This is a genomic window from Acidovorax delafieldii (assembly GCF_007993815.1).
Classification (GTDB): domain Bacteria; phylum Pseudomonadota; class Gammaproteobacteria; order Burkholderiales; family Burkholderiaceae_C; genus Acidovorax; species Acidovorax delafieldii.
Genome location: NZ_VJWE01000013.1, coordinates 388,257 through 413,483, shown reverse-complemented (window position 1 = coordinate 413,483; position 25,227 = coordinate 388,257). Strand labels below are relative to the sequence as shown.

General features: G+C 65.2%; 18 protein-coding genes and 1 pseudogene. 10 read left to right on the top strand and 9 right to left on the bottom strand.

Annotation, left to right across the window (positions count from 1 at the left end; genetic code table 11):
- Window positions 1–142 precede the first annotated feature (142 nt).
- A complete protein-coding gene (locus ATF69_RS13900) occupies window positions 143–1,042 on the top strand; it encodes a DMT family transporter (protein ID WP_056747455.1) in 900 nt (299 codons plus the stop codon).
- A 56-nt stretch (window positions 1,043–1,098) separates the two neighbouring features.
- On the opposite strand, the gene ATF69_RS13895 is transcribed toward ATF69_RS13900, so the two are convergent.
- Entirely contained in the window at window positions 1,099–2,139 is a 1,041-nt protein-coding gene (locus ATF69_RS13895) for a M48 family metalloprotease (protein WP_056747456.1), read from the bottom strand.
- 12 nt (window positions 2,140–2,151) lie between these two features.
- Window positions 2,152–2,778 carry an SH3 domain-containing protein gene (locus tag ATF69_RS13890; RefSeq protein WP_056747457.1) on the bottom strand — a complete coding sequence of 209 codons (627 nt, stop codon included), beginning with the start codon at window positions 2,776–2,778 and terminating at the stop codon, window positions 2,152–2,154.
- Window positions 2,779–2,841: 63 nt separating this feature from the next.
- Between ATF69_RS13890 and ATF69_RS13885 the strand changes: the two genes are divergently transcribed.
- The 3 genes from ATF69_RS13885 (at window position 2,842) to ATF69_RS13875 (ending at window position 7,607) form a co-directional block, all read left to right on the top strand.
- Window positions 2,842–3,672: an SDR family oxidoreductase gene (locus ATF69_RS13885; protein WP_056747458.1), complete on the top strand. Its 831-nt coding sequence runs from the start codon at window positions 2,842–2,844 to the stop codon at window positions 3,670–3,672.
- A 153-nt stretch (window positions 3,673–3,825) separates the two neighbouring features.
- Window positions 3,826–4,941: a TRAP transporter substrate-binding protein gene (locus ATF69_RS13880; protein ID WP_244303727.1), complete on the top strand. Its 1,116-nt coding sequence runs from the start codon at window positions 3,826–3,828 to the stop codon at window positions 4,939–4,941.
- Window positions 4,938–7,607 carry a bifunctional diguanylate cyclase/phosphodiesterase gene (locus ATF69_RS13875; RefSeq protein ID WP_146871320.1) on the top strand — a complete coding sequence of 890 codons (2,670 nt, stop codon included), beginning with the start codon at window positions 4,938–4,940 and terminating at the stop codon, window positions 7,605–7,607. Before ATF69_RS13880 ends, ATF69_RS13875 begins: the two co-directional genes overlap by 4 nt.
- A 97-nt stretch (window positions 7,608–7,704) precedes the next feature.
- Here the strand turns inward: ATF69_RS13875 and ATF69_RS13870 are convergent, their stop codons facing one another.
- Complete coding sequence (locus tag ATF69_RS13870; RefSeq protein WP_146871319.1) at window positions 7,705–8,604, bottom strand: DMT family transporter; 900 nt, start codon at window positions 8,602–8,604, stop codon at window positions 7,705–7,707.
- A gap of 163 nt (window positions 8,605–8,767) precedes the next feature.
- Between ATF69_RS13870 and ATF69_RS13865 the strand changes: the two genes are divergently transcribed.
- Entirely contained in the window at window positions 8,768–9,751 is a 984-nt protein-coding gene (locus ATF69_RS13865; RefSeq protein ID WP_146871318.1) for a quinone oxidoreductase family protein, read from the top strand.
- Window positions 9,748–10,581 (top strand): NUDIX hydrolase, encoded by an 834-nt coding sequence (locus ATF69_RS13860; RefSeq protein ID WP_146871317.1) that lies wholly within the window; start codon window positions 9,748–9,750, stop codon window positions 10,579–10,581. The genes ATF69_RS13865 and ATF69_RS13860 overlap by 4 nt, the downstream gene beginning before the upstream one ends.
- Here ATF69_RS13860 and ATF69_RS13855 read toward each other — a convergent pair.
- Window positions 10,535–11,620, bottom strand: coding sequence for an NAD(P)H-binding protein (locus ATF69_RS13855; RefSeq protein WP_146871316.1), 1,086 nt, complete (start codon window positions 11,618–11,620; stop codon window positions 10,535–10,537). The two genes, ATF69_RS13860 and ATF69_RS13855, sit on opposite strands and share 47 nt — an antisense overlap.
- Before the next feature lie 97 nt (window positions 11,621–11,717).
- Between ATF69_RS13855 and ATF69_RS13850 the strand changes: the two genes are divergently transcribed.
- Complete coding sequence (locus ATF69_RS13850) at window positions 11,718–12,650, top strand: LysR family transcriptional regulator (protein ID WP_108498129.1); 933 nt, start codon at window positions 11,718–11,720, stop codon at window positions 12,648–12,650.
- A gap of 80 nt (window positions 12,651–12,730) precedes the next feature.
- Here the strand turns inward: ATF69_RS13850 and ATF69_RS13845 are convergent, their stop codons facing one another.
- Window positions 12,731–13,654: a LysR family transcriptional regulator gene (locus ATF69_RS13845; protein WP_146871315.1), complete on the bottom strand. Its 924-nt coding sequence runs from the start codon at window positions 13,652–13,654 to the stop codon at window positions 12,731–12,733.
- 131 nt (window positions 13,655–13,785) lie between these two features.
- On the opposite strand from ATF69_RS13845, the gene ATF69_RS13840 reads away from it, so the two are divergent.
- On the top strand, window positions 13,786–14,766 hold the full coding sequence (locus tag ATF69_RS13840; RefSeq protein WP_146871314.1) for a bile acid:sodium symporter family protein: 981 nt from the start codon (window positions 13,786–13,788) through the stop codon (window positions 14,764–14,766).
- A 68-nt stretch (window positions 14,767–14,834) separates the two neighbouring features.
- Here the strand turns inward: ATF69_RS13840 and ATF69_RS13835 are convergent, their stop codons facing one another.
- From ATF69_RS13835 to ATF69_RS13820, 4 genes are all read right to left on the bottom strand, one after another.
- Window positions 14,835–16,490 carry a Na/Pi cotransporter family protein gene (locus ATF69_RS13835; RefSeq protein ID WP_015013072.1) on the bottom strand — a complete coding sequence of 552 codons (1,656 nt, stop codon included), beginning with the start codon at window positions 16,488–16,490 and terminating at the stop codon, window positions 14,835–14,837.
- 231 nt (window positions 16,491–16,721) lie between these two features.
- Window positions 16,722–17,225, bottom strand: a complete 504-nt coding sequence (lspA, locus tag ATF69_RS13830) for a signal peptidase II (RefSeq protein ID WP_108498127.1) — start codon at window positions 17,223–17,225, stop codon at window positions 16,722–16,724.
- Window positions 17,225–20,110, bottom strand: a complete 2,886-nt coding sequence (gene ileS, locus ATF69_RS13825; RefSeq protein ID WP_146871313.1) for an isoleucine--tRNA ligase — start codon at window positions 20,108–20,110, stop codon at window positions 17,225–17,227. Before ileS ends, lspA begins: the two co-directional genes overlap by 1 nt.
- Window positions 20,111–20,223: 113 nt before the next feature.
- Window positions 20,224–21,276 (bottom strand): bifunctional riboflavin kinase/FAD synthetase, encoded by a 1,053-nt coding sequence (locus ATF69_RS13820; protein WP_146871312.1) that lies wholly within the window; start codon window positions 21,274–21,276, stop codon window positions 20,224–20,226.
- Window positions 21,277–21,443: 167 nt separating this feature from the next.
- Between ATF69_RS13820 and ATF69_RS13815 the strand changes: the two are divergent.
- Both ATF69_RS13815 and ATF69_RS13810 read left to right on the top strand, forming a co-directional pair.
- Window positions 21,444–22,001, top strand: a pseudogene (locus tag ATF69_RS13815) (HNH endonuclease).
- Window positions 22,002–22,802: 801 nt separating this feature from the next.
- Window positions 22,803–25,220 (top strand): IPTL-CTERM sorting domain-containing protein, encoded by a 2,418-nt coding sequence (locus tag ATF69_RS13810; protein WP_146871311.1) that lies wholly within the window; start codon window positions 22,803–22,805, stop codon window positions 25,218–25,220.
- The last annotated feature ends 7 nt before the right edge of the window (window positions 25,221–25,227 follow it).

Here is a 25,227-nt window from a genome sequence, read left to right as displayed (position 1 = left end):
TGTCAGCCATCGTTGATGAAGGGGGCGCCCGCGCAGAGGTTCGATGGCCTGCACCAGCCTTGCCGTGTCACACTGGGCGCAACGCTCCGGCGACCACTGTCCGGCAGATACTTCAGCAGGCGCTTTGCGTCCCTTCGTACCCGTGACCACTGAAAAGAAGAGCATTGCCTCCGGCCTTGTGCTGGCATTCCTGGGCTCCATCGCCTTCAGCGGCAAGGCCATCATCGTCAAGCTGGCCTACCGCCATGGGGTGGATGCGGTCACGCTCATCATGTACCGCATGCTGTTTGCGCTGCCCATCTTTGCCGTGATGGCCTGGTGGGCCAGCCGGGGCAAACCGCCGCTCACCCGCAAGGACTGGCTGGGCGTGCTGGGCCTGGGTGTCACCGGCTACTATCTGGCAAGTTTTCTCGACTTTGCAGGGCTTGCCTACATCAGTGCCAGCCTGGAGCGCCTCATCCTGTACCTCAACCCCACGCTGGTCGTGTTGCTGGGCTGGGTGTTATACGGGCGCGGTATCCGCTGGGCCCAGGCGGCAGGCATGCTGGTGAGCTACAGCGGCGTGGTTCTGGTGTTTGGCCACGAGGCCAACCTGCAGGGTGCCAATGCTGCCTGGGGCACCTTGCTGGTGTTCCTGAGCGCAGTCAGCTATGCCATCTACCTGGTTTACAGCGGCGAGATGGTGCAGCGCCTGGGCGCGCTGCGGCTGGTGGGGCTTGCCACCACCGTGGCTTGCCTGTGCTGCCTGTTGCAGTTTGTGGTGCTGCGGCCGCTGAGTGCGGCAGTCGTTGCGCCTGAGGTGATCTGGCTGTCGGTGCTCAACGCCACCTTGTGCACGGCCGCGCCCGTGCTGATGGTGATGATGGCCATTGAGCGCATCGGCGCAGGCATGGCCGCGCAGACGGGCATGGTGGGCCCGTTGTCCACCATCCTCATGGGCGTGTGGATTCTGGGCGAACCGTTCACGGTGTGGGTCGCTGCCGGGACGGTGCTCGTGGTCGCGGGTATCTTCATTTTTACCCGCATGGCGCGCAGGGTCTGACAGCCCACATCCCGCAGCCCTTTGGGGCGCCGTGACAAGGGCCGCCCTGCTTGCTTTTATGACGTCTTCTTTTTGGGAGCTGCCTTGCTGCGGGCTGGTGCCTCGGCCGGTGCTGCAGGCGACGGCACCGCTGCTGCTGCGGGCGCAGTTTTGGGATTCATACGCTGGGCCACCGTCACGGGGGCCGTGCCGGTGAATCCATCGAGGTTCTTGCCCATGGCCAGCTCCAGTTGCTCCAGGCGCGCCTGTGCCGGCGGGTGCGTGGCCAGTGCCAGCGTGAAGGCCGGGTTGTCAGGCGTGGCGGTGCGCAGGTGCTGGAGCACCGACACCAGTCCATAGGGATCAAACCCCGCGCGGGTGGCCAGGGCCACGCCAGTGCGGTCGGCATCGTACTCATCGGTCTGGTCCAGGCCGCGTGCGTATAGGTTGCGCCCCAGTGCCAAAAATTGCGAGGCCACCACGTTGCCCACGGCGTTGGTCTTGATCTGCGAAGCCACCAACTGGGTCAGCATGCCCGACTGTGCCGTCTTGCGAATGGCCAGCAGGTGGTGTTTGGCGGTGACGTGGGTGATTTCGTGGGCGAGGATGCCAGCCAGCTCGGCCTCGTCGGCGCAGCGGTCGATCAGGCCCTTGGTCACGAACACATACCCCCCCGGGGCCGCAAAGGCGTTGTACCCCGAGTCGTCCAGCACCACAAAGGTCCACGGCAGGTTGGGGCGGGGCGATTGCAGGCTGATCCAGCGCCCCAGCTGATTCACATACCGCTGCAGTGCCATGTCCGGGTGCAGGGGTTTGCTGCCCAGCAGCACGGCCGAGAGTTGGCGGCCGATTTCGATCTCGCGGGGCTCGTCGATGCTCTCGACCGAACGGGTGAGCATGCTGATGAGGTCATCCCCCTGGCCTGCGGGGCTGCCTCCACCGGTGATGGCGCCCAGCAGGCCTCCGCCGGTGTTGCTGGTGGAGCTGCCACCACCCAGGGCGTTGAGCAGATTCATGACCCCCTGGCTCTGTCCCTGGCTGGGGAGCACGGTCAGGGCCAGGGCGGTGCACGCCGCAGCGAGCAGCCGGGTGCGGGAGAGGGATGGGGGCAGACGCATGGCAGCTCTCGCTCAGTTGGGGCTGAAATTGGGGTCGGACGGATTGTTGGACGAGCCTGTCGCCCCCGATCCGCTGCTGGAGGAGGGCCGGGGCGGCTCCGCCAGGGGCGCCACGTTGCGTGGCTGCAGCGACGCATTGCTGGCGAACTGGCGGGCTTGGTCGGCGTTGACCCGCAGCCCCTCGGCCTGGGTCACGGCAGCCGGGTTGGGTTGCGCCTTGGCGATGTCTTCGGCTCCCAGACCCCGGATGCCCACGGTGGAGGTGGCGGTCGTCGTGCTGCCGCTGTTGCTGCCAAACAGGCCGCCCAGGCCGCGCATGCCGCTGGTGGCTGCATTTCCACTGGTAGGAGCAGCGCCAGACTGCGGGCCCAGGTCAAACATGTGCACCCAGCCCGTGGCGCCTTGTGGCGTACTGACCTTGGTCCAGGGGCCCTTGCGCTCACTGGTGCGCGTGACCACCGCGTTGGCTTCCAGGGGCGCCACACTGGCGCCGTTTTCTGTGGGGCTGTCGCGCAGCTGGGTGGCGCGTTTGACGACGGCTGCCTCCTGGGCATGTGCTGTGCCTGTCAGAAAAGGCGCGAGAGCCATCACGCCCGATGCCAGCCAGGGAGTCAGGGCTCTGCAGTGCAGCCGGATCATTTTGTAACTCTCCACTTATGATTTGTTGTGGCTGCGGCATGCAGCGTGAAACCGGAGATTGTTATGGATTTGGGTATTGCAGGCAAATGGGCGCTGGTGTGTGGCGCGAGCAAGGGGCTGGGCTATGGCTGCGCGCAGGCTTTGGTGCGCGAGGGTGTCAATGTGGTCATCAACGCCCGCAGTGCCGAGGCGCTCGAACAGGCTGCTACTCGTTTGATAGCTGAAAGTGCAAACAAGACAGGCGCCAGCGGACAAAAGGGTGCATCGCCGCAGGTGCTGGCTGTGGCGGCCGACATCACCACGCCCGAAGGGCGTGCGGCGGTGTTCGCGGTGGCCGGAGGACCGGGCCGTGACTTCGACATCGTGGTCACCAACGCAGGCGGCCCGCCCACCGGCGACTTCCGCGACTGGAACCGCGACGCCTGGATCAAGGCCGTGGACGCCAACATGCTCACCCCCATCGAACTGATCCAGGCCACCGTGGATGGCATGGCTGCACGCGGGTTTGGCCGCATCGTCAACATCACTTCCAGCGCCGTGAAGGCGCCCATCGACATCCTGGGCCTGTCCAACGGCGCGCGCAGTGGTCTCACGGGGTTTGTGGCGGGTGTGTCGCGCAGCAAGATTGCAGCGAGCGGGGTGACCATCAACAACCTGCTGCCTGGCAAGTTCGACACCGACCGGCTCGCAGCCACCGTCACGGCAGCCGCCAGCAAGGCGGGCAAGAGCGTCCAGGATGTGCGCTCCGCGCAGCAGTCGCAGATTCCGGCAGGGCGGTATGGCACTGCCGAAGAGTTTGGTGCCATCTGCGCCTTCCTGTGCAGCGTGCACGCGGGCTACATGACGGGACAGAACGTGCTGGCCGACGGTGGTGCCTACCCAGGTACGTTCTGACGCAGGCCGGGCCCGACGAGGCACGGCTGGTGGGCTGTGTGGCGCAGTGCTTGCGCAGAACGGAAGCTGGCGTGGTGTTTTGCCGACAGCTTTACCGGAGCGCTGAATAATTGGTGGAATACTGCGGACCAGCGCCTGCCACTGTCCGCCGCCATGCAATCTGTCCACATTCCCTTTCTGCTGCGCCTGAAACGCCACTGCACCCTGCTGTGTCTGGCGCTGTGCGTTGGGGCAGCTGTGCAGGCCGCCGATGCGGCCAGCGCGGCGGGTGCGGGCACTGCAGCGGCAGCTCCGTACCGGTTGCGCATCGTGGGCGGTCTGGCCGGTATCAGCCAGTACGTCCGGCAGGAAGAGCCCTTCTGGACCAAGGAGCTTTCTCGCCTGAGCGCCGGGCGCTTCCAGGCAGAGATCGTGCCCTTTGACCGGGCCGGCGTGCCCGGGGCCGAGATGCTGCGTTTGTTGCAGCTGGGCGTGGTTCCTTTTGGCACCACCCTGATGAGTTCGTTCACCGCGCAATACCCCGAATACACAGCGCCTGACCTGGCCGGACTGAACCCCGACCTTGCCACGCTCAAGACCACGCTGGCGGCGTTTCGCCCCTACCTCGAAAAGGCGTTGCGTGAGCAGCATGGTGTCGAGGCACTCGCCATCTACGTGTACCCGGCGCAGGTGGTGTTCTGCAAGAAGCCACTGCGTACGCTGGCCGAGCTGACCGGCCGCCGCGTGCGTGTGTCGTCGGCCAGCCAGGCCGACTTTGTGGGCGCCTTGGCCGGGGTGCCCGTGCTGACCAGTTTTTCGCAGATCGTGCCGAGCTTGACCGCGGGCAATACCGAATGCGCCATTACCGGCACCATGTCGGGCAACATGCTTGGCCTGCCGGCGCTCACCACCCACGTGCACACCCTGCCGGTGACCTGGGGGCTTGCGGTGTTTGGTGCCAACCAGGCCGCCTGGGCGGCGCTGCCGCCCGACCTGCGCACGCTGCTCAAGCGCGAACTGCCCCGCCTGGAAGCCGCCATCTGGGCCGAGTCCGAGCGTGAAACTGCCGACGGGCTGGCTTGCAACCGGGGTGCCCCCACCTGCAGCGCTGGCACCAAGGGCAGCATGGTGGTGGTGCCCGTGTCGCCCCAGGATGAGCGCAGCCGCCAGGAGATCCTTGAATCCACCGTGTTGCCGCGCTGGGTGCAGCGTTGCGGCGCTCGCTGCGCGCAGGTCTGGAACCAGACCATCGGGCCAGCGCGTGGGCTGCAGGCAGCGCCTGCGAAATGACAGAGTCCGCCGCACCTTCGCGCATCAAGGCCTATGTCTGGGCGGGCGCTGCAGTGTTTGTGGCGGCCGTGGTGGCGGTGGCCGGCACCCTGGCGTGGAATGCCCGCCAGGCCGCGCTGGCCGATAGCGAGGCCCAGGCCACCCGCTTCGTGGCGGGCGCAGAGGCGGCACTCAACCGCTCGCTGCTGGCCGTGGACGTGCTGCTGGCCAGCATGGACGAGCTGCTGGGACTGTCCAATGCCATGCCCAAGTGGCTGGATGCCGATACGGCCAGCCAGCGGCTGCGGGGGTCGGCGCGGCAGAACCTCATGGTGCGCTACGTGGCGGTGCTCGACAGCACGGGCAAGGCGTTGGCGTCGTCCGACCCCGCAGGCGCCAGCCTGTTGGTGCAACTGCCGGCCGGTTTTCTGGAGAGCGTGCTGGAGCAACCTGTATCCACCCTGATGGTCAGCGCGCCGGTGGTGAGCTTTGCCAGTTCCGAGAAAGTGTTGTACTTCGCTCGCCACCTGCGCATGGCCGACAGCTCGCGGGTGGTGGCCGTGGCCGAGCTGCCGGTGTCGGCCCTCAGCTCGGTGCTGGTACAGGGCGTGGACATCAGCGGCCTGCAGGTCACGCTGGAGCGCGCCACCGGGCAACTGCTGCTGAGCGTGCCCAACCGCGAAGACGTGACCGCGCCCACCCTCACGCCGCCCATCGGAGATTTGGTCGACCGGGGAATGGCCTGGCAGGCCCCTGCGCGATTGACCGGCGAGCCATCGCTGGTGGTGTTCCGGCCCATCTTGTACCAGGACTTGCGCATCGCGGCCAGCATTCCGCTGGATGCGGCGCTCGCCGGCTGGCGCGACCAGCGCGATGCCATTGCGCTGACCACCGCGCTGTTCATCGCCATGATCTTTGCGGCGGGAGTGCTGGCGCTGCGCTATGTGGACCGGATGTCCCAGGCCCGCCTGGCCATTGCGCAGTCCAAGGCCACGCTGGACCAGGCGCTGGAGTCCATGGTGAGCGGCTTCTTGCTATTGGACAGCCAGCATCGGGTGGTGCAATGGAACCGCCAGCTGGAGACGATTCTCCCGTGGCTGCAGGGCGTGATCACACCACTCATTCCGTTCCGAACGGTGCTGGAGGCCACGGTGGAGCACCATGTGCCCCGCCTGTCCGACGATGAGCGCAAGCGGTGGGTGAGCCAGCGCCTGGAGCGGCAAAAGCACCAGCCGGAGCCGCGTGAACAGTCGTACGCCAACGGCAGCACCATCCAGATCACCGAACGCGCCACGCCCGATGGCGGCCTCGTCATCAGCTACCACGACGTGACTGCGCTGCGCAAGGCCAGCACGGAGATCGAGAGCCTGGCCTTTTACGATCCGCTGACCAATCTGCCCAACCGCCGTCTGTTGATGGACCGCATGCAGCAAGCCATTGCCGCCAGCGTGCGCAGCGGGCAGTACGGCGCCTTGTTGTTCCTGGACCTGGACCACTTCAAGACCCTGAACGACACGCGGGGCCACGAGGTTGGCGACATGCTGTTGCGCCAGGTGGCCCAGCGCCTGAAGACCTGCGTGCGGCGCGAGGACACGGTGGCGCGCCTGGGGGGCGACGAATTCGTGGTCATGCTCAGTGACCTGTCGGTGCACCGTGATGAAGCCGCCGCCCAGGCGCGCCGGGTGGGCGAGAAGATCCTGCGCAAACTGAATGTGCCCTACACGCTGGGGGGCAACGCGCACCACAGCACGCCCAGCATTGGCGCCACGCTGATGGGCGGCAGCCTGCAGTCGTCGGTGGACCTGCTGAAAGAGGCGGACATCGCCATGTACCAGGTCAAATCGCAAGGGCGCAACGCGCTGTGCTTTTTTGACCCACAGATGCAGATCGTCATCAGCATGCGCGCGCAGCTGGAGACCGACCTGCAGATGGCGCTCACGGCGCGGCAGTTTGTGCTGCACTACCAGCCGCAGTTCCACCTGGATGGCCGCATGGTGGGCGCCGAGGCCCTGATCCGGTGGCAGCACCCCGAGCGCGGGCTGGTTGCGCCCGGCGAGTTCATAGGCGTGGCCGAAGAAAGCGAACTCATCGTGCCCATGGGCCACTGGGTGCTGCGCACGGCCTGCGAGCAGCTGGCGGCTTGGCAGGGGGACGAGCGGTACCGGCACCTGCAGGTGTCGGTCAACGTGAGCGCGCGGCAGTTCCGACAGCGCGACTTTGTGGCCCGGGTGGTGGAGGTGCTACGCGAGACGGGCGCCAAGCCACACCTGCTCAAGCTCGAACTCACCGAATCGCTGGTGCTGGACAACGTGGACGACACCATCGCCAAGATCGGCATGCTCAAGACCAAGGGCGTGCGCTTTTCGGTGGATGACTTTGGCACCGGCTATTCATCGCTGGCGTATCTCACGCGGCTGCCGCTGGACCAGCTCAAGATCGACCAGTCCTTTGTGCGCAACCTGGGGGTGCGGCACACCGACGATGTGATCGTCCAGACCATTCTGGGCATGGCACGCAACCTGGAGCTGGATGTGATTGCCGAAGGGGTGGAAACCGAGGCACAGAAGGACTTCCTGGCCCGGCACGGCTGTGTGTACTTCCAGGGCTATCTGCTGGGGCGGCCCACCCCGGTGATGGACCTGGAGGCGTTGATGGAGTCGGCCACCACGGTCACTGCCCAGGGTTGATGGGCCCGGAAAGGTCGCGCCGTTTGCTACTCTTTGTGTAGCAATTGGGGTAATAAATACCTGCGCTAACGCCGGTTTTTGCCAAAACTTAAATCCGTCAACGCCGTGACGACACCACAATGCCACCCACGATCAGCGCGAACGCCACGGCGTGGAACGCCTTGGGCGTGTCGCCCAGAAAGGCCGCCGAGAGCACCCCGGCAAACAGCGGCGTGAGGTTGATGAAAAATCCGGCAGCTGCGGGCCCGGCGCGTTGCACGCCCACCCCCCAGCAGCGGTAGGCCAGCACCGCAGGCCCCACGGCAATGAAGGCCAGGGCGGCTATCAGCGGCCATCCCCATGTGATGTGCGTGCGCCCGCTGGCCCATTCGGCCCCCGCAAAGCTGCCCGACCAGGCCAGTCCAAACACCATCTGTGCCATCAAAAACGCAGCCCAGTCGCCCCGGATGCTGGTGGGCTCGCCAGTGCGCGACAGCAGCCAGCTGTAGAAAGCCCACGAGATGGTGGCCAGCAACATGAACAAATCGCCCAGCACCAGGCGGAAGGCCAGCAGCTGCGACCACTCGCCCCGGCTCAGCACCAGCAGCACACCACACACCGACAGCAATGCCCCCAGCACCTGCCGCCGCGTGACGGTGGCCCCGAAGAACAGCGCGCCCACGGCCAGCATCCACACCGGCATGCTGGAGCCGACCAGCGTCACGTTGATGGGGGTGGAGGTCTGCAGCGCCATGTACTGCAGCGCGTTGTAGGCCCCGATGCCCAGCAGGCCCAGCAGCGCATAGCGGCGCCAGTGCGGCCACAGCGGGCTGTTTGTGCGCAGCACGCCATGGGCCAGGGGCACCAAGATGGCAAAGGCCAGCACCCAGCGGATGAAATTCAGGGTGATGGGGGGAATCAGGTCATGGACCAGCCGCCCCACCACAGCGTTGCCGGCCCACAGCAGGGGCGGAATCACCAGCAGCACGGCCGTGCCGGGTGTGATTTTTTGAGTCATGGGGCTGCACTGTAACGGTGCAGCCCGGGCCCTGCTGCCCCCGGGGCACAAGGCCCCAGTACGCACCGGTGCTGCAAGGGCCGTCGGCAACCGCGTGCGATTCGTGGCAGGATGGCCGCCGTTGAGACATCCCCCCCTTTTTTTGTTTGAGGAGACGTTAGCCATGAGCCTTGCCGTCCAGATCCGCCAGCACGGTGGTCCCGAAGAACTCCACATCGTTGACGTCCCTGTGGGCGAGCCTGGCCCCGGTGAGGTCCGCATCCGCCACCACGCCATTGGCCTGAACTTCATTGACGTGTACCACCGCACGGGCCTGTACCCTTTGAGCATGCCCGCCACCATCGGCATGGAAGGCGCGGGCGTGATCGAGGCGGTGGGTGAGGGCGTCACGCACCTGAAGGTGGGCGACCGCGCCGCCTATGCCAGCAACCCTCCCGGTGCCTACTGCGAAGTGCGCGTGATGCCCGCCAAATGCGTGTGCAAGCTGCCCGACGCCATCAGCTTTGAGACCGGCGCGGCCATGATGCTCAAGGGCCTGACGGCGCAATACCTGCTCAAGAAAACCCGGCCTGTGGAAGGCCTGCAGCCAGGCGACCATGTGCTGTTCCATGCCGCTGCGGGTGGTGTGGGCCTGATCGCCTGCCAGTGGGCCAAGGCACTCGGCCTGCAGCTCATCGGCACGGCGGGGTCTGATGCCAAGTGCCAGCTGGCGTTGGCCAGCGGCGCGGCGCACGCCATCAACTACAGCACCGAAGATTTTGCAGCCCGTGTGAAGGAGATCACCGGCGGCAAGGGCGTGAAGGTGGTGTATGACTCGGTGGGCAAAGACACCTGGGACAAGTCGCTCGAATGCCTGCGCCCCTTCGGCTTGATGGCCAGCTTCGGCAACGCGTCCGGCCCGGTGGCACCGTTTGCGCCGGGCAGCCTGGGCGCCAAAGGCTCGCTGTACGTCACGCGCCAGACCCTGTTCACCCACATCGCCACGCGCGAGGCCACGCAAGCCATGGCGGACGACCTGTTTGCCGTGGTTGCCAGCGGGCAGGTCAAGATCCACATCGACCAGCGCTACCCGCTGGCTGAGGTGCAGCAGGCGCACCGCGACCTGGAAGCACGCAAGACCACCGGCTGCACCATCCTCACGCTGTGAACGCGGCTGCACAGGCGCCCACGTTCGACCAGTGGTTGGCAGGGGCACGCCAGGCGGCGCAGCAGCCCCCGGCCCTGCCGCGCCAACCGTTGGTGGTGGCGGGGCAGGTGGTGGGCTCGGTAGCGCAGGGGTTTTTTAACCAAATCAGCCTCCAGCGCTTGATGGATAAGCGCTACCAGCTATTAGAAGCGGAGCATTCTCAAAGCCTTGCTTGGCATTTGCAGGCATCGCCCACCGACGCCACCGATGCCCTCAACACCCTGGCCGCCGCGCTGCGCGATGAGGGCTTGTGTGGCCCGTGGCGCGACGAGCAGCTGGCGGTGACCAACCCGGCGGGCGAGGTCATCGGCACCGTGGAGCGCGGGGCGGTGCGCGTGCTGGGCGTGGCCACCCGTGCCGTGCATCTGGTGGGCCTGGCGCCCGACGGACGCATGTGGGTGCAAAAGCGCTCCCTGACCAAACCCAACAACCCCGGGCTGTGGGACACGCTGATGGGCGGCATGGTGTCGGCGGCCGACTCGCTGCCGCAGGCCCTGGCCCGCGAAACCTGGGAAGAGGCTGGTTTGCGGGTCGAGGCATTGGCCGACGTGGCGCACGGAGGCCAGGTGCTGTTCAGCCGCCCCAGTCGCGAGGGCGGGGGCGCGGGCTTCATGGTCGAACGCATCGATTGGTTCCGCGCGCAGGTGCCCCAGGGCATGGAGCCAGACAACCAGGACGGTGAGGTCGAGCGTTTTGACCTGCTGCCTCTCGAGGTGGTGCGCGAGCGGGTCGCCCAAGGGGCGTTCACGCTGGAAGCCGGGCTGGTGATTGCGGGGTTTCTGGGGGTGTAGTTGCCCGTGCAGCGTGAGGGCTGCCGCTGTGGCCGGCGCTGGAGGGCAGGCAGCCCAGGCCCTGCAAGGTGGCCTGCACCGCCTCGTCCAGCGGGGTGTGGGGCTCTTCGCCCAGCACCGCCCGCAGCCGGTCGTTGGCCATGCGCACGGGCTGCTGCCACAGGTAGCGCATCTCGCGCATTTCACGCAAGGTGGTCACGAACGGCGAGGCCAGCGTGACCAGCCACCACGGAAAAGCCTGCACGCGCGGCGCCTGGCTGCCCCGCGCCACCACCACACGGCCAATGGCGGCCGCCATCTGCGTGCCGTCGGCATCCCAATGCCCAGCCATGTGAAAGCGGGCAAATGCGGGCAGCTCGGCGCGCCGCTCCAGCAGCAGCACCATGGCGTGCGCCACGTCGGGCAAGTACGACCACTGGTGCCCGATGCCCGGTGCGCCTGGCTGCTTCACCGTGGTCACGGGTCGGCCCGGCCGGACCAAGCCCTGCGCAAACCAGCTGTTGCCCGCTTGAGGTCCGAAGAAATCGCCCGCGCGCACGATGATCACGCGGCATGTCTCCTCCAGCGGGTGCGGCACGGTGGCTTGCTGCAGGCGACGCTCCAGCTCCACCCGCAGGGCGCCTTTGCGTGTGCGGGGGTGTTGAGGGGCGTCTTCGTGCAGCACCGGGAAGGCGTCCGGCCCGTAGTTGTAGACGGTGCCCGGCAGCACCACCGTGGCCCCGTGCGCCCGGGCCGCTGCAATCGTGTTGTCGATCATCGGCAGCACCAGCTCGCTCCAGCGCCGGTAGCCGGGCGGGTTGACCGCGTGCACGATCACCTGGCAGCCTGTGGCGGCGGCCATCACGTCGGCGAGGGTCATCGCGTCGCCCCGCATCCAGGTGAACCCGTCGCGCTGTTCTCTGGCCTGCGCAGCGTTGCGATGCAGTGCCACCACCTCCCACCCCCGGTCACGCAGCTGGCGCGCCACCTCGCCGCCAATGCCGCCGGTGGCGCCCAGAACCAGTACCTTGGGGCGGCTGCCCGTGGGGTTGTTGCTCATCTCGATACTCCTTCAAAACCTGTAGATGGAGGCAGTGTCTGCGCCAGGGCGATCCAATGGAATTGCTGAAAATGAGTGCTTGGCTATACATTTATGTATGGACCAACCGGATCGCCATGACATTGGCTGGGAGCTGTACCGTTCGTATCTCGGCGTGCTGCGAGAGGGCTCCTTGTCAGGCGCCGCGCGTGCGCTGGGGGTGACACAGCCCACCGTGGGCCGCCACATTGCCGCGCTGGAGCAGGCCCTGGGGCTGGTGCTCTTCACGCGCTCTCAGCAGGGCCTGCTGCCGACCGAGGCCGCGTTGGCCCTGCGCAGCTACGCCGAAGCCATGGGCCACTCTGCGGCGGCGCTGGTGCGCGCGGCTGACAGCCAGGGCGACGGCGTGCGCGGCACGGTGCGTGTGAGCGCCAGCGAGGTGATGGGGGTCGAGGTGTTGCCGCCCCTCCTCGCGCAGTTGCAGGCCGAGCATCCCGCGTTGACGGTGGAGCTGGTGCTGAGCAACCGCGTGCACGACCTGCTGCAGCGCGAGGCCGACATCGCCATCCGCATGACCGAACCCCGGCAGGACGCGCTCATCGCCCGCCGCGTGGGCACCATCCCGTTGGGCCTGTATGCCCATCCGCGCTACATCGCCGCCCAGGGCATGCCCGCCACCCTGGCCGAACTGGCGCAGCACCGCCTGATCGGTTTTGATGCAGAAACCCCTTTTTTGCGTGCGGCCCAAAAGGCCCTGCCTGTGTGGCGGCGAGATCGGTTTGCCGTGCGCAGCGACAGCGATGTGGCGCAGCTGGCCTTTATCCGCGCAGGCGCCGGCATCGGCATTTGTCAGGAAGCACTGGCCCGGCGCAGTGCCCCCGCACTCGTGCGGGTGCTGCCGCAGCAGCTTCAATACGGGCTGGAGACCTGGGTGGTGATGCACGAGGACCTGCGCGCCAGTCCGCGCTGCAGGCGCACGTTTGATGCGCTGGTGGTGGGGCTGGAGCAGTACCTTGTCGAGGGACCAGGCAGCGACGAATCGGGCGACTAGTCCGCTGAATCGGATGGGCATGGAAGGCTGCGATTTATCAAGCAGCTGAAGATGCCCATGCAGATACGTTGGAAGTTTTTTCAACGGCCTTTGTTGCTAAGAACCTGCGTGCTATGGCGCTGCACCGCCACCGCCTTCACCAGATCCCAGGCCGCCTGCGCCATGGGCGAGAGCGCGCGGTGCCTCCGGTGTACCAGCATGATCTCGCGGTCCACGCGCGGCACCAGGGGGCGCACCGCCAGCCGTGCCAGGCCTTCGGGCGGAAGCGCCAGGGTGGGGATCACCGAGATGCCCAGGCCTGCGTCCAGCATGCGGAAGATGGTGGTGGGGTGGCCCACCTCCTGAGCCACTGTGCACGTCACGCCGTGCTCGGCCAGGGCGCGGTCGATCAGGCGGCGGCTGCCGGATTCGTGATCCAGCAGCACCAGCGCTTCGCCCTGCAGGTCGGTCCAGCGCACCTGGCGTTTGCCCGCCAGCCGGTGGTCGGGCGGGCAGGCCAGGCAAAAGGGTTCGGTGAGGATGGTCTCGCAGTGCAGCGCCTCGCGCTCGCTGGGGTCGATGACCACGCCAAAGTCCACCTCGCCCGACAGCACGCTGGCCAGCACCGCGCTCTGGATGCGGTCCAGCAGCACCAGCTCCAGCCCCGGCAGGGTGCGTTGGCATTCGGCGATGCAGTCGGGCATGAGGTTGGCCGACAGCGTGGGGCTGCTGGCCACACGCACGCGGCCGCGCCGCTCGGTGGCCAGTTCCCGCACGTCCAGCAGCGTGTTCTCCAGCTCCTCCAGCACACGCGGCAGGCGAGCCGACAGGCGCTGGCCCGCATCGGTCAGCGTCACTTCGCGCGTGGTGCGGTTGAGCAGCTTCAGGCCCAGCTGGGCTTCCAGCTCGGTGATGCAGCGGCTCACGGCCGGTTGGGTCAGTCCCACCGCATCGCCGGTGCGGCTGAAGTTGCGGGTGGCGGCCACCGACTGAAACACGTGCAGCTGGCGCAGGGTGATATTCATGCGCTCGAATCATAAATCCATCAGAGAAATCCATTTCTCTTTGGAATCAGGCTGCGGTCCAATGCGTGTCTTTGGGGTTTGTGTGCCCCATGTCCCTTTGCATTTTTTGCGCTGCCGCTGCGCTGTCACCTATGGCCCGTTCCCGTTTTCTCCCCGACAACTTCACCCTGGCCTTGCTGGGCACCGTCACCCTCGCCAGCGTGTTGCCCGCATCGGGCGTGGCGGCCCAGGCGCTGGAGGGGATCACCGTGGCTGCGGTGGCGCTGCTGTTCTTCTTGCACGGGGCCAAGCTCTCGCGGGATGCCATCGTGGCGGGGCTCTCGCACTGGCGGCTGCACCTGGTGGTCGTGGGCACCACGTTTGTGCTGTTCCCGCTGCTGGGCTGGGCGCTGCGGCCGATGCTGCTGCCGCTGGTCACGCCCGGGCTTTACACCGGCATCCTGTACCTGTGCGTGCTGCCAGCCACGGTGCAGTCGGCCATTGCGTTCACGGCCATGGCGCGCGGCAACATGCCGGCGGCCATCTGCAGCGCGTCGGCATCGACCCTGCTGGGCATTGTGATCACGCCGCTGCTGGTGGGGCTGCTGCTGCCCGAGGCACAACAGCAGGCGGGCGCTGCGCAACATGACACGCTGGCCAACATCGGCCGCATCACCTTGCAGCTGCTGGTGCCCTTTGTGGCGGGCCACCTGCTGCGTCCGTGGATTGGCGGTTTTGTGCAGCGCCGGGCGGCCGCGCTCAAGCTGGTGGACCAGGGCTCCATCCTGCTGGTGGTGTTCACCGCCTTCAGCGCTGCGGTGGTTGAGGGGCTGTGGCGGCAGCTGCCAGCGTCTGCGCTGCTGGGCCTGGTGGTGGTGTGCGCCGTGCTGCTGACCCTGGCGCTGGTGACCACCACCTGGGTTGCGCGGCGCATGGGGTTCTCCAAAGAGGACGAAATCACCCTGGTGTTCTGCGGCTCCAAGAAGAGCCTGGCCAGTGGTGTGCCCATGGCCAAGGTGCTGTTTGCGTCGCACGCGGTGGGCGCCATCGTGCTGCCCATCATGGTGTTCCACCAGATGCAGCTGATGGTGTGTGCGGTGCTGGCGCAACGCTATGCGCGGCGCAGTGCGTAGACGCTAGTTTGCTATATTTTATGTAGCTGAAAGCGCATAGGGAATATGCGCCTGCAGCCCAAAAGGCTTCAACTTTGTTCGTTGAGCGTGCGCAGGCGACTGGGCGCCAGGGCGCCGGCCGATTCCAGAATGGGGTAGGCCACCGAGCACAGCAGCGAGTTGATGCGCTTGAGCTCGCTGATCAGGTCGATGTGCAGTGAGCTGGTCTCGATGCTCTGCACCGTGTTGTCTGACAGGCGTGCCAGGTGAGTGGCCGAATAGGCGTGTTCCAGGTCGCGAAAGCGCGCTTTTTCTTCGAGCAGCTTTTGTGCGTCGCGCACGCTGCCGTTCAAGAACACGCTCATCGCCAGCCGCAGGTTGTCGATCAGGCGGGCGTGCAGTTCGTTGATCTCTTCCATGCCTGCCTCGGAGAACTGGCGGCCCTTCTTGATCTTCTTGTCCTCGATGTCGATCAGCACCCGTTCGATGATGTCGCCGATCTGCTCCATGTTGATGGTGAAGCTGATGATGTCGGCCCAGCGGCGGCCCTCGCGTTCGTCCAGGGCCTCGCGCGAGATCTTGGTCATGTAGTACTTGATGGCCGAATACAGGCCGTCTACCTCGTCGTCGAGCTTGCGCAGGTCTTCCGCCAATTGCAGGTCGTCCGTGCGGATCACCTTGTGCAGGCCCAGCAGCATTGACTCGACCACGTCGGCCTGGTGCAGGGCTTCGCGCGCCGCGCATGAGATGGCGAGCGATGGCGTGGCCAGGGCGGAGGGGTCCAGATGCTGGGGACGGGTGCCTGCGGCCGCCTGCGCCTTTTCAACCGGCAGCAGGCGCTGCACGGCCCGCGCCACCGTACCTGTCAGGCCAATGCAGACGATGCCCACCACGATATTGAAGGCCAGGTGGAACAGCACCACCAGGGCGGCGGTTTCGGGCACGTAGGGCCGCACATGTTGCAGCCACAGGCCGGTGAGCGGCGTCATGATGAGCACACCAATGATCTTGAAGAACAGATTGCCCAGTGGCACCTGGCGTGTCTGCACATTGGACTTCATGGTGGTCAACACCGCCAGCACACCGCTGCCCAGGTTGGCGCCCAGCACCAGACCCAGCGCCACGTCCGCCGGAATACCGCCCGATCCCGCCAGCGCCGCTGTGAGCAGCACGGTGGCGAGGCTGGAGTACGCCACGATGGCCAGAATGGCGCCGGTAAAAATCTCCAGCAGCAGATCGCTCGTGAGCGCGCCCAGCAGCGTGCGCACGGTGGGCGACTGGGTGAGCACCGTGGTCGATTCGGTGATGAGGCGCAACGCCAGCAGCATCAGCCCCAGGCCGATCAGCACCCGACCCACGCGGCCCACGGCGGTGTCCTTGCGCGAGATGAACAGCACCACGCCCACAAAGATGAACAGGGGCGACAGCCACGACAGATCCATGGAGAACACCACGGCCATCACGCTGGTGCCCACGTCGGCGCCCAGCATCACGGCCAGCGCCGCAGGCAGGCCCACCAGGCCCTGGCCCACAAAGGACGACACGATGAGCGCGGTGGCCGTGCTGGACTGCACCACCGCCGTCACGCCAATGCCGGAGAGCACAGCGGTGAAGCGGCTGCTGACACTGTGCGCAATCAGCTGGCGCAGGTTGGCGCCGAATACGCGCAGGATGCCGGTGCGCACCAGGTGGGTGCCCCAGATCAGCAGCGCCACGGCTGCCAGGAGATTGAGGAGATGCTTCATGAAAACCGTTGTTTCTTCTTCTTGTGATGGGCGCAAACCCTGCGATGACCAGACCCAGGGGCCAATGCAAGAACCGCGCACACCGGGCTGTCATAAAACTGACACATAAGCATACTCCTGATTCCATAGCGCTGGAGCAGATGCCCATGTCGGCGCTGGGTGCGTTGCTGCGCACAAACAGCACGGCCCGCATGCAGCGGGCCGTTCAGGGGGAACAAAGCCAGCGTGGCCTCAACGCTCGCGCCGCACCCGCAGCAGCTCGTCCAGGATCAGGCAGGCCGCACCCACCGTGATGGCCGAGTCCGCCAGGTTGAACGACGGGAAGTACCAGCCCGCGTAGTGGAACTGCAAGAAGTCCACCACATAGCCGTGCATGAGCCGGTCCACCACGTTGCCCACTGCGCCACCCAGAATGCTGGACAGCGCAAAGCTGAACAGCTTCTGGCCCGGGTGCGCGCGCAGCTGCCACACGATGAAGATCGTGGCCGCCACGCCGATGCCGGTGAACAGCCAGCGCTGCCAGCCGCCAGCGTCCGACAAGAACGAGAACGCTGCGCCTGTGTTGTGCGCGCGCACGATGTTGAAGAAGCTGGTGATGAACGTGGAGTCGCCCAGCTGGTAGTGGTTGAGGATCAGCGTCTTGGTGATCTGGTCGGCGCCCATCAGCAACACCGCCCATGCCAGCCATGGCCACATGCCCGCGCCGGTGCGTCCGGCCTGTGCTGTGCGCGCCATCACGCGTGCGCCCGGCTTTCGCCGTCGCCGTGGAGGTTGCTGGTGCAGCGGCCGCAGATGGTGGGATGGGCGGCATCGCTGCCCACATCACTGCGGTAGTGCCAGCAGCGCTCGCACTTCGCGTCGGAGCTGGGCTTGACACTGATCTGCAAAGCGCTACCAGCTACCAATTCAATAGCGGAGGTGATGAAGACGAACTTGAGGTCATCGCCCAGGCTGGCCAGCAGTGCGTGGTCCTCCGGCGCAGCCGTGAGGGTGACGGTGGCCTGCAGCGACGAGCCCACCTGGCCGGCGGCGCGCAGCGCTTCGATCTCCTTGTTCACCGCATCGCGGATCTCGCGGATGCGCGCCCACTTGGCCAACAGGCCTTCGTCGGCACCGGCACCCACGCCCGCCACGTTGCCATAGGTCTCCAGGAAGATGGAGTCGGAGTTGCCAAACACCTTCCACGCCTCTTCGGCCGTGAACGACAGGAACGGCGCCATCCAGCGCAGCATGGCGTGCGTGATGTTGTAGAGCGCGGTCTGGGCACTGCGGCGGGCCAGGCTCTTGGGCGCCGTGGTGTACAGGCGGTCCTTGAGCACGTCGAGGTAAAAGCCGCCCAGGTCTTCCGAGCAGTACAGCTGCAGCTTGGCCACCACGGGGTGGAATTCGTAGACCTTGTAGTGCGCCAGCACCTCGGCCTGGAACTCGGATGCGCGGGTGAGGGCGTAACGGTCGATCTCCAGCATCTGGTCGAACGGCACGGCGTCCTTGGCCGGGTCGAAATCGCTCACGTTGGCCAGCAGGAAGCGCAGTGTGTTGCGGATGCGGCGGTAGGCGTCCACCACGCGGGCCAGGATCTTCTCGTCGCCCGCGATGTCGCCGGAGTAGTCGCTGGCGGCCACCCACAGACGGATGATCTCGGCGCCCAGCTTCTTGTTGATTTCCTGCGGGTCGATGCCGTTGCCCAGCGACTTGCTCATCTTGCGGCCCTGGCTGTCCACGGTGAAGCCATGGGTCAGCAGGCCGCGATAGGGCGCGCGGCCTTCCAGCGCGGAGGCCAGCAGCAGCGAGCTATGGAACCAGCCGCGGTGCTGGTCATGGCCTTCGAGGTACAGGTCGGCCTCAGGGCCGGTGTCGTGGTGCACCTCGGGGTGCGTGCCGCGCAGCACATGGCTGAAGGTGGAGCCGGAGTCAAACCACACCTCCAGGATGTCGGTGCTCTTGGTGTAGTGCGGCGCGTCTTCGGCGCCCAGGATTTCCTCGGTCGTCACGCGGCTCCAGGCCTCGATGCCGCCCTTTTCAACGATGTCAGCCGCCTGGTCCATGATTTCCATGGTGCGCGGGTGCAGCTCGCCCGAATCCTTGTGCAGGAAGAACGGGATGGGAACGCCCCAGCTGCGCTGGCGCGAGATGCACCAGTCGGGTCGCCCGGCGATCATGTCGTGCAGGCGGGCCTTGCCGTTCTCGGGGTAGAAACTGGTGTGCTCGATGGCATCCAGCGCGATCTGGCGCAGCGTCTTGGCGGGCTTCATGCCGGGCTTCGTGAACACGCCTTCGCCCTCGTCCATGCGCACGAACCACTGGGCGGCCGCGCGGTAGATCACCGGCGTCTTGTGGCGCCAGCAGTGCGGGTAGCTGTGTGTGATGTCCTTGGTGGTCATCAGGCGGCCTGCGTTGCGCATGGCTTCGATGATCACAGGCACGGCCTTCCAGATGTGCTGGCCGCCGAACAGCGGGAAGTCGGCCGCGTAGGTGCCGTTGCCCTGCACGGGGTTCAGGATGTCGTCGAGCGCCATGCCATGCGCGCGGCAGGAGTTAAAGTCTTCCAGACCGTAGGCGGGCGAGGAGTGCACGATACCCGTGCCGTCGTCGGCCGTGGCGTAGTCTGCCAGGTACACGGGCGACAGGCGGCGGTAGCCAAAGCTGCCGTCCTCGCTGGCCACGTCGTACAGCGGGTGTTCGAATTCCAGGCCGCCCAGGTTCTTGCCCAGGGTGGAGGCCAGCACGCTGCCGGTGAGGCCATAGCGCTCCAGGCACGAGGCCACCAGCGGCTCGGCCACGAGCAGGATGCGCTCGCCCGTGTCCACCAGCGCGTAGCTGATCTCGGGGTTGAGGTTCAGCGCCTGGTTGGCAGGGATGGTCCAGGCAGTGGTGGTCCAGATGACCACAAACGCATCCTTGACCAATGCGGGCAGGCCAAAGGCGGCTGCCAGCTTGGCGGGGTCGTGCGACTTGAAGGCCACGTCCAGCGTGGTGCTCTTCTTGTCCTGGTATTCGATCTCGAACTCGGCCAGCGAAGAGCCGCAGTCAAAACACCAGTACACGGGCTTGAGGCCCCGGTACACAAAGCCGCGCTCCATCACGCGCTTGAAGGCGCGGATCTCGCCCGCTTCGTTCGCGGGGTTCATGGTCTTGTAGGGGTTGTCCCATTCGCCCAGCACGCCCAGGCGCTTGAAGTCCACCATCTGCTGCGCGATCTGCTCGGTGGCAAACGCGCGGCTCTTGGCCTGCATGTCATCGCGGCTCAGGTTGCGGCCGTGTTTCTTCTCGATGGCGTTCTCGATCGGCAGACCGTGGCAGTCCCAGCCAGGCACGTACAGCGCGTCAAAGCCTTCGAGCTGGCGCGCTTTGGTGATCATGTCCTTGAGGATCTTGTTGACCGCGTGGCCCATGTGGATCTGGCCGTTGGCGTAGGGCGGGCCGTCGTGCAGGATGAACTTGGGGGCTCCCCGGCGGGCGTCGCGCAGGCGCTTGTAGACGCCCTGGTCTTCCCAGTCCTTCACCCAGCCCGGCTCGCGCTTGGGCAGGTCGCCGCGCATGGGGAAGGGGGTGTCGGGCAGGTTCAGCGTGCTGCGGTAGTCCGTGGCGGTGGATGCGGGGGTACTGGCGTTGTCGGACATGAAGGAGCCTTAAAACGGGGCATTCCGGGGCAGGCCCGGAGCAATGCGGGGGAACAGGGGGCGAAACGCGGGAGGTGTAGTGCCTGCAGGGCAGGCGCTGCGCAGGCAGCCCCCTAAATTCGGTCGCGCGTGGTTTGGCGCCGGGTCTCGGTGTGGTTGGGAGCGGCGTGGGCCGATGCAAAGTAGGCGCGCGCATCCGCACAGTCGTTCGCGATACCCGTCGTCAGGGCGTCCAGACTGTCGTACTTCAGTTCGTCGTGCAGTTTGTGCAGTAGTTCCACACGCACGATTTTACCGTACGCCCCTTCGGCACCCAGTTCGGCAGGCCAGTGCAGGCAATGGGTTTCCAGCAGCACGCGGCCGCCGTTCACGTCATTGGGGTCCAGGGAGGGGCGCACGCCCAGGTTGGCCACACCCGGCAAGGGCTCGCCACCGAGACCATGGACCAGTACGGCAAAGATGCCGCTGGCGGCGGGTTTCCAGTGCGCAAACCGCAGGTTGAGGGTGCGAAAACCGTCGCCCGCGCCTTCCGCCGTAGCGCCCAGTTCGCGCCCCAGCTTGCGGCCATGCACCACATGGCCGCTGATGGTGTAGGGCCTCCCCAGCAGGCGTGCCGCCGCCTCCATGTCGCCCGCCGCGAGGGCTTGGCGCACGGCGGAACTGGACACGCGCAGGCCGTGCACCTCGTAGCTGTTCATGCGCGCTACGTCGAAGCCCTTGGTTTGCCCGGCCGAGTCCAGCATGGCGTAGTGGCCCGCTCGCTGGCGGCCAAAGCGGAAATCGTCGCCCACCAGGACGTAGCGGGCGCCCAGGCCGCGCACCAACACCTCGTCGATGAAGGCCTCGGGCGACTGTGCGGCCAGTCGCGCGTCAAACGGTAGCACCACAGTCTGCTGCACACCGCAGCGTGCCAGCTCGGTGAGCTTGTCTCGCAGGGTGCCGATCCGGGCTGGTGCGAGTTCCGGCTTGTGGTGTGCACCGGCAAAGTAGTCGCGTGGGTGGGGCTCGAAAGTGAGCACACAGCTCTCCACCCCCCGGTGTGCGGCCTCGCTGTTCAACAGGGCCAACATGGCCTGGTGACCTCGGTGTACGCCATCGAAATTACCGATGGTCAGCGCGCAGGCGTCAGCGATGCCAGGGTGGTGGAATCCGCGAAAGATCTTCATCGGTTTGTTATCTTTTTGATAGCGGTCTGTGCAAGCGCAATAAGCGCAGGACGCCAATTTTTCATGAAAACGGAGTATATTGTGACCCACGGCTGGCCCCGCGCAGGGCTGCCCGCGAGACATCTGCGTTCCGATCCTTGTGTACTTTGTGTTCCAGGAGGCGTGTTTTGAAGGTCTTGAAGCTGTCAGCCCAAGGGCTGCCCCAATCGTGGATTTCGCTGGAGCAGGCGGTCATTCATTACGCCGCCGGGGAAGTGCGCTGGGAGTCTGGTGCCCAGATTGCCCGGTTCCGGGGCGGGCACAACGCCATCTCGGGTGAGTAATCGGTGATCGCCATCAACAGCATCATCGGCACCAAGGGCGTGCCCAGCATCAATCCGTTCGAGCTCAAGCCCAGCCTGACCAACAGCAAGCTCTTTGCCCGCGACCGCAATGTGTGTGCCTACTGCGGCGGGCACTTTCACGAAGAAGACCTGACGCGCGAACACATCGTGCCCTTCGCCCGCAACGGCCAGGACCACTGGATGAACGTGGTCACGGCCTGCCGCCCCTGCAACCACCGCAAGGGCCCCCGCACGCCAGAGCAGGCGCACATGCCGCTGCTGTATGCGCCCTATGTGCCCAGTCTGTGGGAAGACTTCATCTTGCGCAACCGGCGCATCCTGGCCGATCAGATGGAGTTTTTGATGGCGCACGTGCCGAAGTCATCGCGCCTGCTGGCTTAGGGCTCCTTTCGCGCGTCCTTGCAGCCGCTGACGTGGCTGCCGTGGGTAGCTGTTCTTGTAAGTGTTTCGTTTCAGAGAGATTTGCTTGCCATTTCTACGGGACCGTAGAAGGGTCGTCATAACCTGTGCTCTGGGTGATTTCACTTGCCACCCCCAATCGGTACCAGCCCATTTTTCGAGTCAATCGAGCAAACCTGGGGCCTGGTCGGGCGCAACCGGCAGGAGCTCACCCAGTCGAACCAATGCCTGCATCGTGTTGTCTGCGTTTTATGACAGTGCACCCTCCTGAAAAGGCTGCATGCGGATTCCGAGACATCGATATGCGGACCCGGTCGCGCGTCAATGCAGCACGCTGATACCTGTACATCCGACGCGTTCGCGACGCCTCGGTCGGGGCTTGAGGTTGTAGGGGGCGCTATGGCTTCCATCTCAAAAGGAGCGCGGCGGATGGCAGGCGCTTGCCAGGTTTCGCGTCTGCCCTGCTAAGGCGTTCGGATGGCTTCCGGCCTGGAAGTATCGAGCGCCGTGCGTGAAGGGGTTTCACCCTGTCCACCAGCGCTTGTCCGCCTGCTCTGTGTGTGTGCACCGGTCAGGGTGTTGTTATCTGCGGGATTGAATGTTAACTATTGTCAAACATGTATCAATAGTTAATTGAATCTCGCTATGCTCCCGTGGCGGCCCCTTTTTAGAGGCCGTGGCTCCGGGAATGGGCTAGCTCAGCGTTAGCCGTCGGGGGCAATTGGGAGGGGCGCCTGCAACTGGGTGGCCTGATCGAAAACAAGAAACGAAAGAGCGAATTCCATGAAGGACGACTGGATGCCGGTGCAGGTTGCACGCGGTCGCGGGCTGCTGCGCGATTTTTCTAACGTATTGCGGAGCGCCGCAGTTGCGTTGCTTGGCGGTGTGATGATGACCCAGGCTGCTATGGCTGGTGTGGTCAACGGGGGGTTTGAAGACTCCACTGATTTTGCGGGATGGACCAAACAGTCCTACAACTTGCAGACGGGGGGGATCACCACATTTCCACCGACGCAAAAGTCGCATCTGAACTTGTCGGCGCCCGTATCCACGTTTGATCTGTCTGCGGTTCTGCGCGGCTCCTCGGAGAGTCTGAACGACACCAACACCAATGGGTTGTTGAAATTTCCTCGTTGGGGCAATGCTGTCGCGCGCGTTCACAACCAGTTCGGGGCTGATCCCGGCTCTAACCAGGACAAGGCCAGTTCGATCGAGCAGACAGCCACGATGACGCTGGCGGATGTGGATCCTTCTGACGGCAAAATCCACTTGCGTTTTGCCGCCGCACCCGTTTTGCGTGCACCCGCCCACGCTGACAACTTGCAGCCGTACTTCTTCATTCAGGTGACCAATGTCACCAAGGGAACTACGCTGTTCACCACTTTTAATTTCTCGAATCAGCCCGGCATTCCCTGGCAAAGTGGCGTGGGCGACTACAAGTTCACCGATTGGCAGGGTTTTGATATCGCGCCCGGCAATGGTTTCCTGGACGTAGGGGACTCCGTCAAGATAGAAGTGATTGTCGCCGGGTGCCAGCCCAGCGGGCACGAAGGTCATTTGTACCTCGATTCCGTCGGCGCGTTCATTCAAGGTCTGGCTGTTACCGCAGTGGGGCCCACCACGGCCAAGCCGGGTGACCAGATTACTTACACCTACATCTACACCAATAACAGTGGGGTGATATCCAACAACACGACGGTGACAGCAGTGATGCCCAAATCGGGCAACAACCTGGATACCACCTTTGTGTCCATCCAGCCGAATGGCGGTACTTGCTCGCTGCCGACCGTGGGGACGGCAGATGCGCCGGTGGTTTGCAATTTCGGTACCCTCAACAACGGGGCCAGTGGTTCGTTCACGGTGACAGTCACGATTCCGTCGGGTGCGAGTACCTCCAGCCCGACCAACGTGGTCAACAACGGCAACTACAAGATCGCATCTGACGGCACCAGTGCGTTCCTGGGGCCTCTGTTCCAGACCCAGGTGGTGCCGTTGGCAAGTTCTTTGACCGATCTGGGTATCACCATTTCTGATGGAGGCGTCTCAGCTGTGGCGGCGGGCAGCACAGTCACCTACACCGTGGTTGTGACCAACAACGGACCTACCGCTGTGGTGGCTGCGCCCGTCTCGCAAACTGTGTCCGGATTGGGCGCGGTCGCATGGACCTGTGTGGCCAACTCTGGCGCAGCTTGTGGTGCCGCTAGCGGGGCGAACTCCATCACGGACGCCCCCTCATTGCCGGTCGGCGCCTCCGTCACATACACGGTCACAGGTACTGCAGGTGCCGCAGGAACCACGACATCCACCACGGTGAATGTCGCGGCTCCCGCGGGTGTCACGGACAGCAATGCAGCCAACAACGCCGCAGCGGATACCAATGCCGTAGGCACCCTGTACGCAGTAGGCCTTTCGAAAAGTGGCACGGGTACTGGCACCGTGACCAGCGTTCCAACAGGGCTCAGCTGTGCAGCTGCGTGCACATCTGCATCCATGAGCGTGGCAAATGGAACCACGACGATTCTGTCTGCAGTCGCTGCACCGGGCTCTGTTTTCACCGGTTGGTCGGGGGCGGGATGCTCGGGAACGGGGACTTGCACTGTCAACGTGTCGGGCGCTAGTGCCAACGTCATTGCTACTTTTGCGCTGGTTCGTACGGTCACACCAGTGGTGGGCGCTAACGGCACCATCACGCCGGGTACACCTACAACGGTGGTATCTGGCTCCACGGTGACATACACCATCAACCCCGATCCGACCTATGCTCCGCTGATCACCGGGAACTGCCCTGGTGTGCTTTCTGGCAACCAGTACACCATATCCCCCGTGAATGCTGATTGCACTTTCAACGTGGCATTCACCAACGCGACGGCCACCGTGACCTCATCCGTCAATGGTGGTAACGGTGGCATATTGGCGGCTGGTGCACAGACGGTGGCACTGGGTTCGCAACACACGTTCACCCTGACGCCCAATGCGGGCTACGTGGCGCGTATTTCCACAAGTGGAACCTCTTGCCCGGGAAGTCTGGTGGGGAATACCTTCACCACGAATGCGATTGCAGGCAGTTGCACAGTGGTTGCTTCGTTCGTGTCCGCCTCCAGCATTCCCACCTTGTCGGAGTGGGCGCTCATCGTGATGGCCCTGGCGCTTGCTGCTCTGGGGTTGCAGCGACTGCCTGCAGGTCGCAGACTCACGCACTGATCCGTCT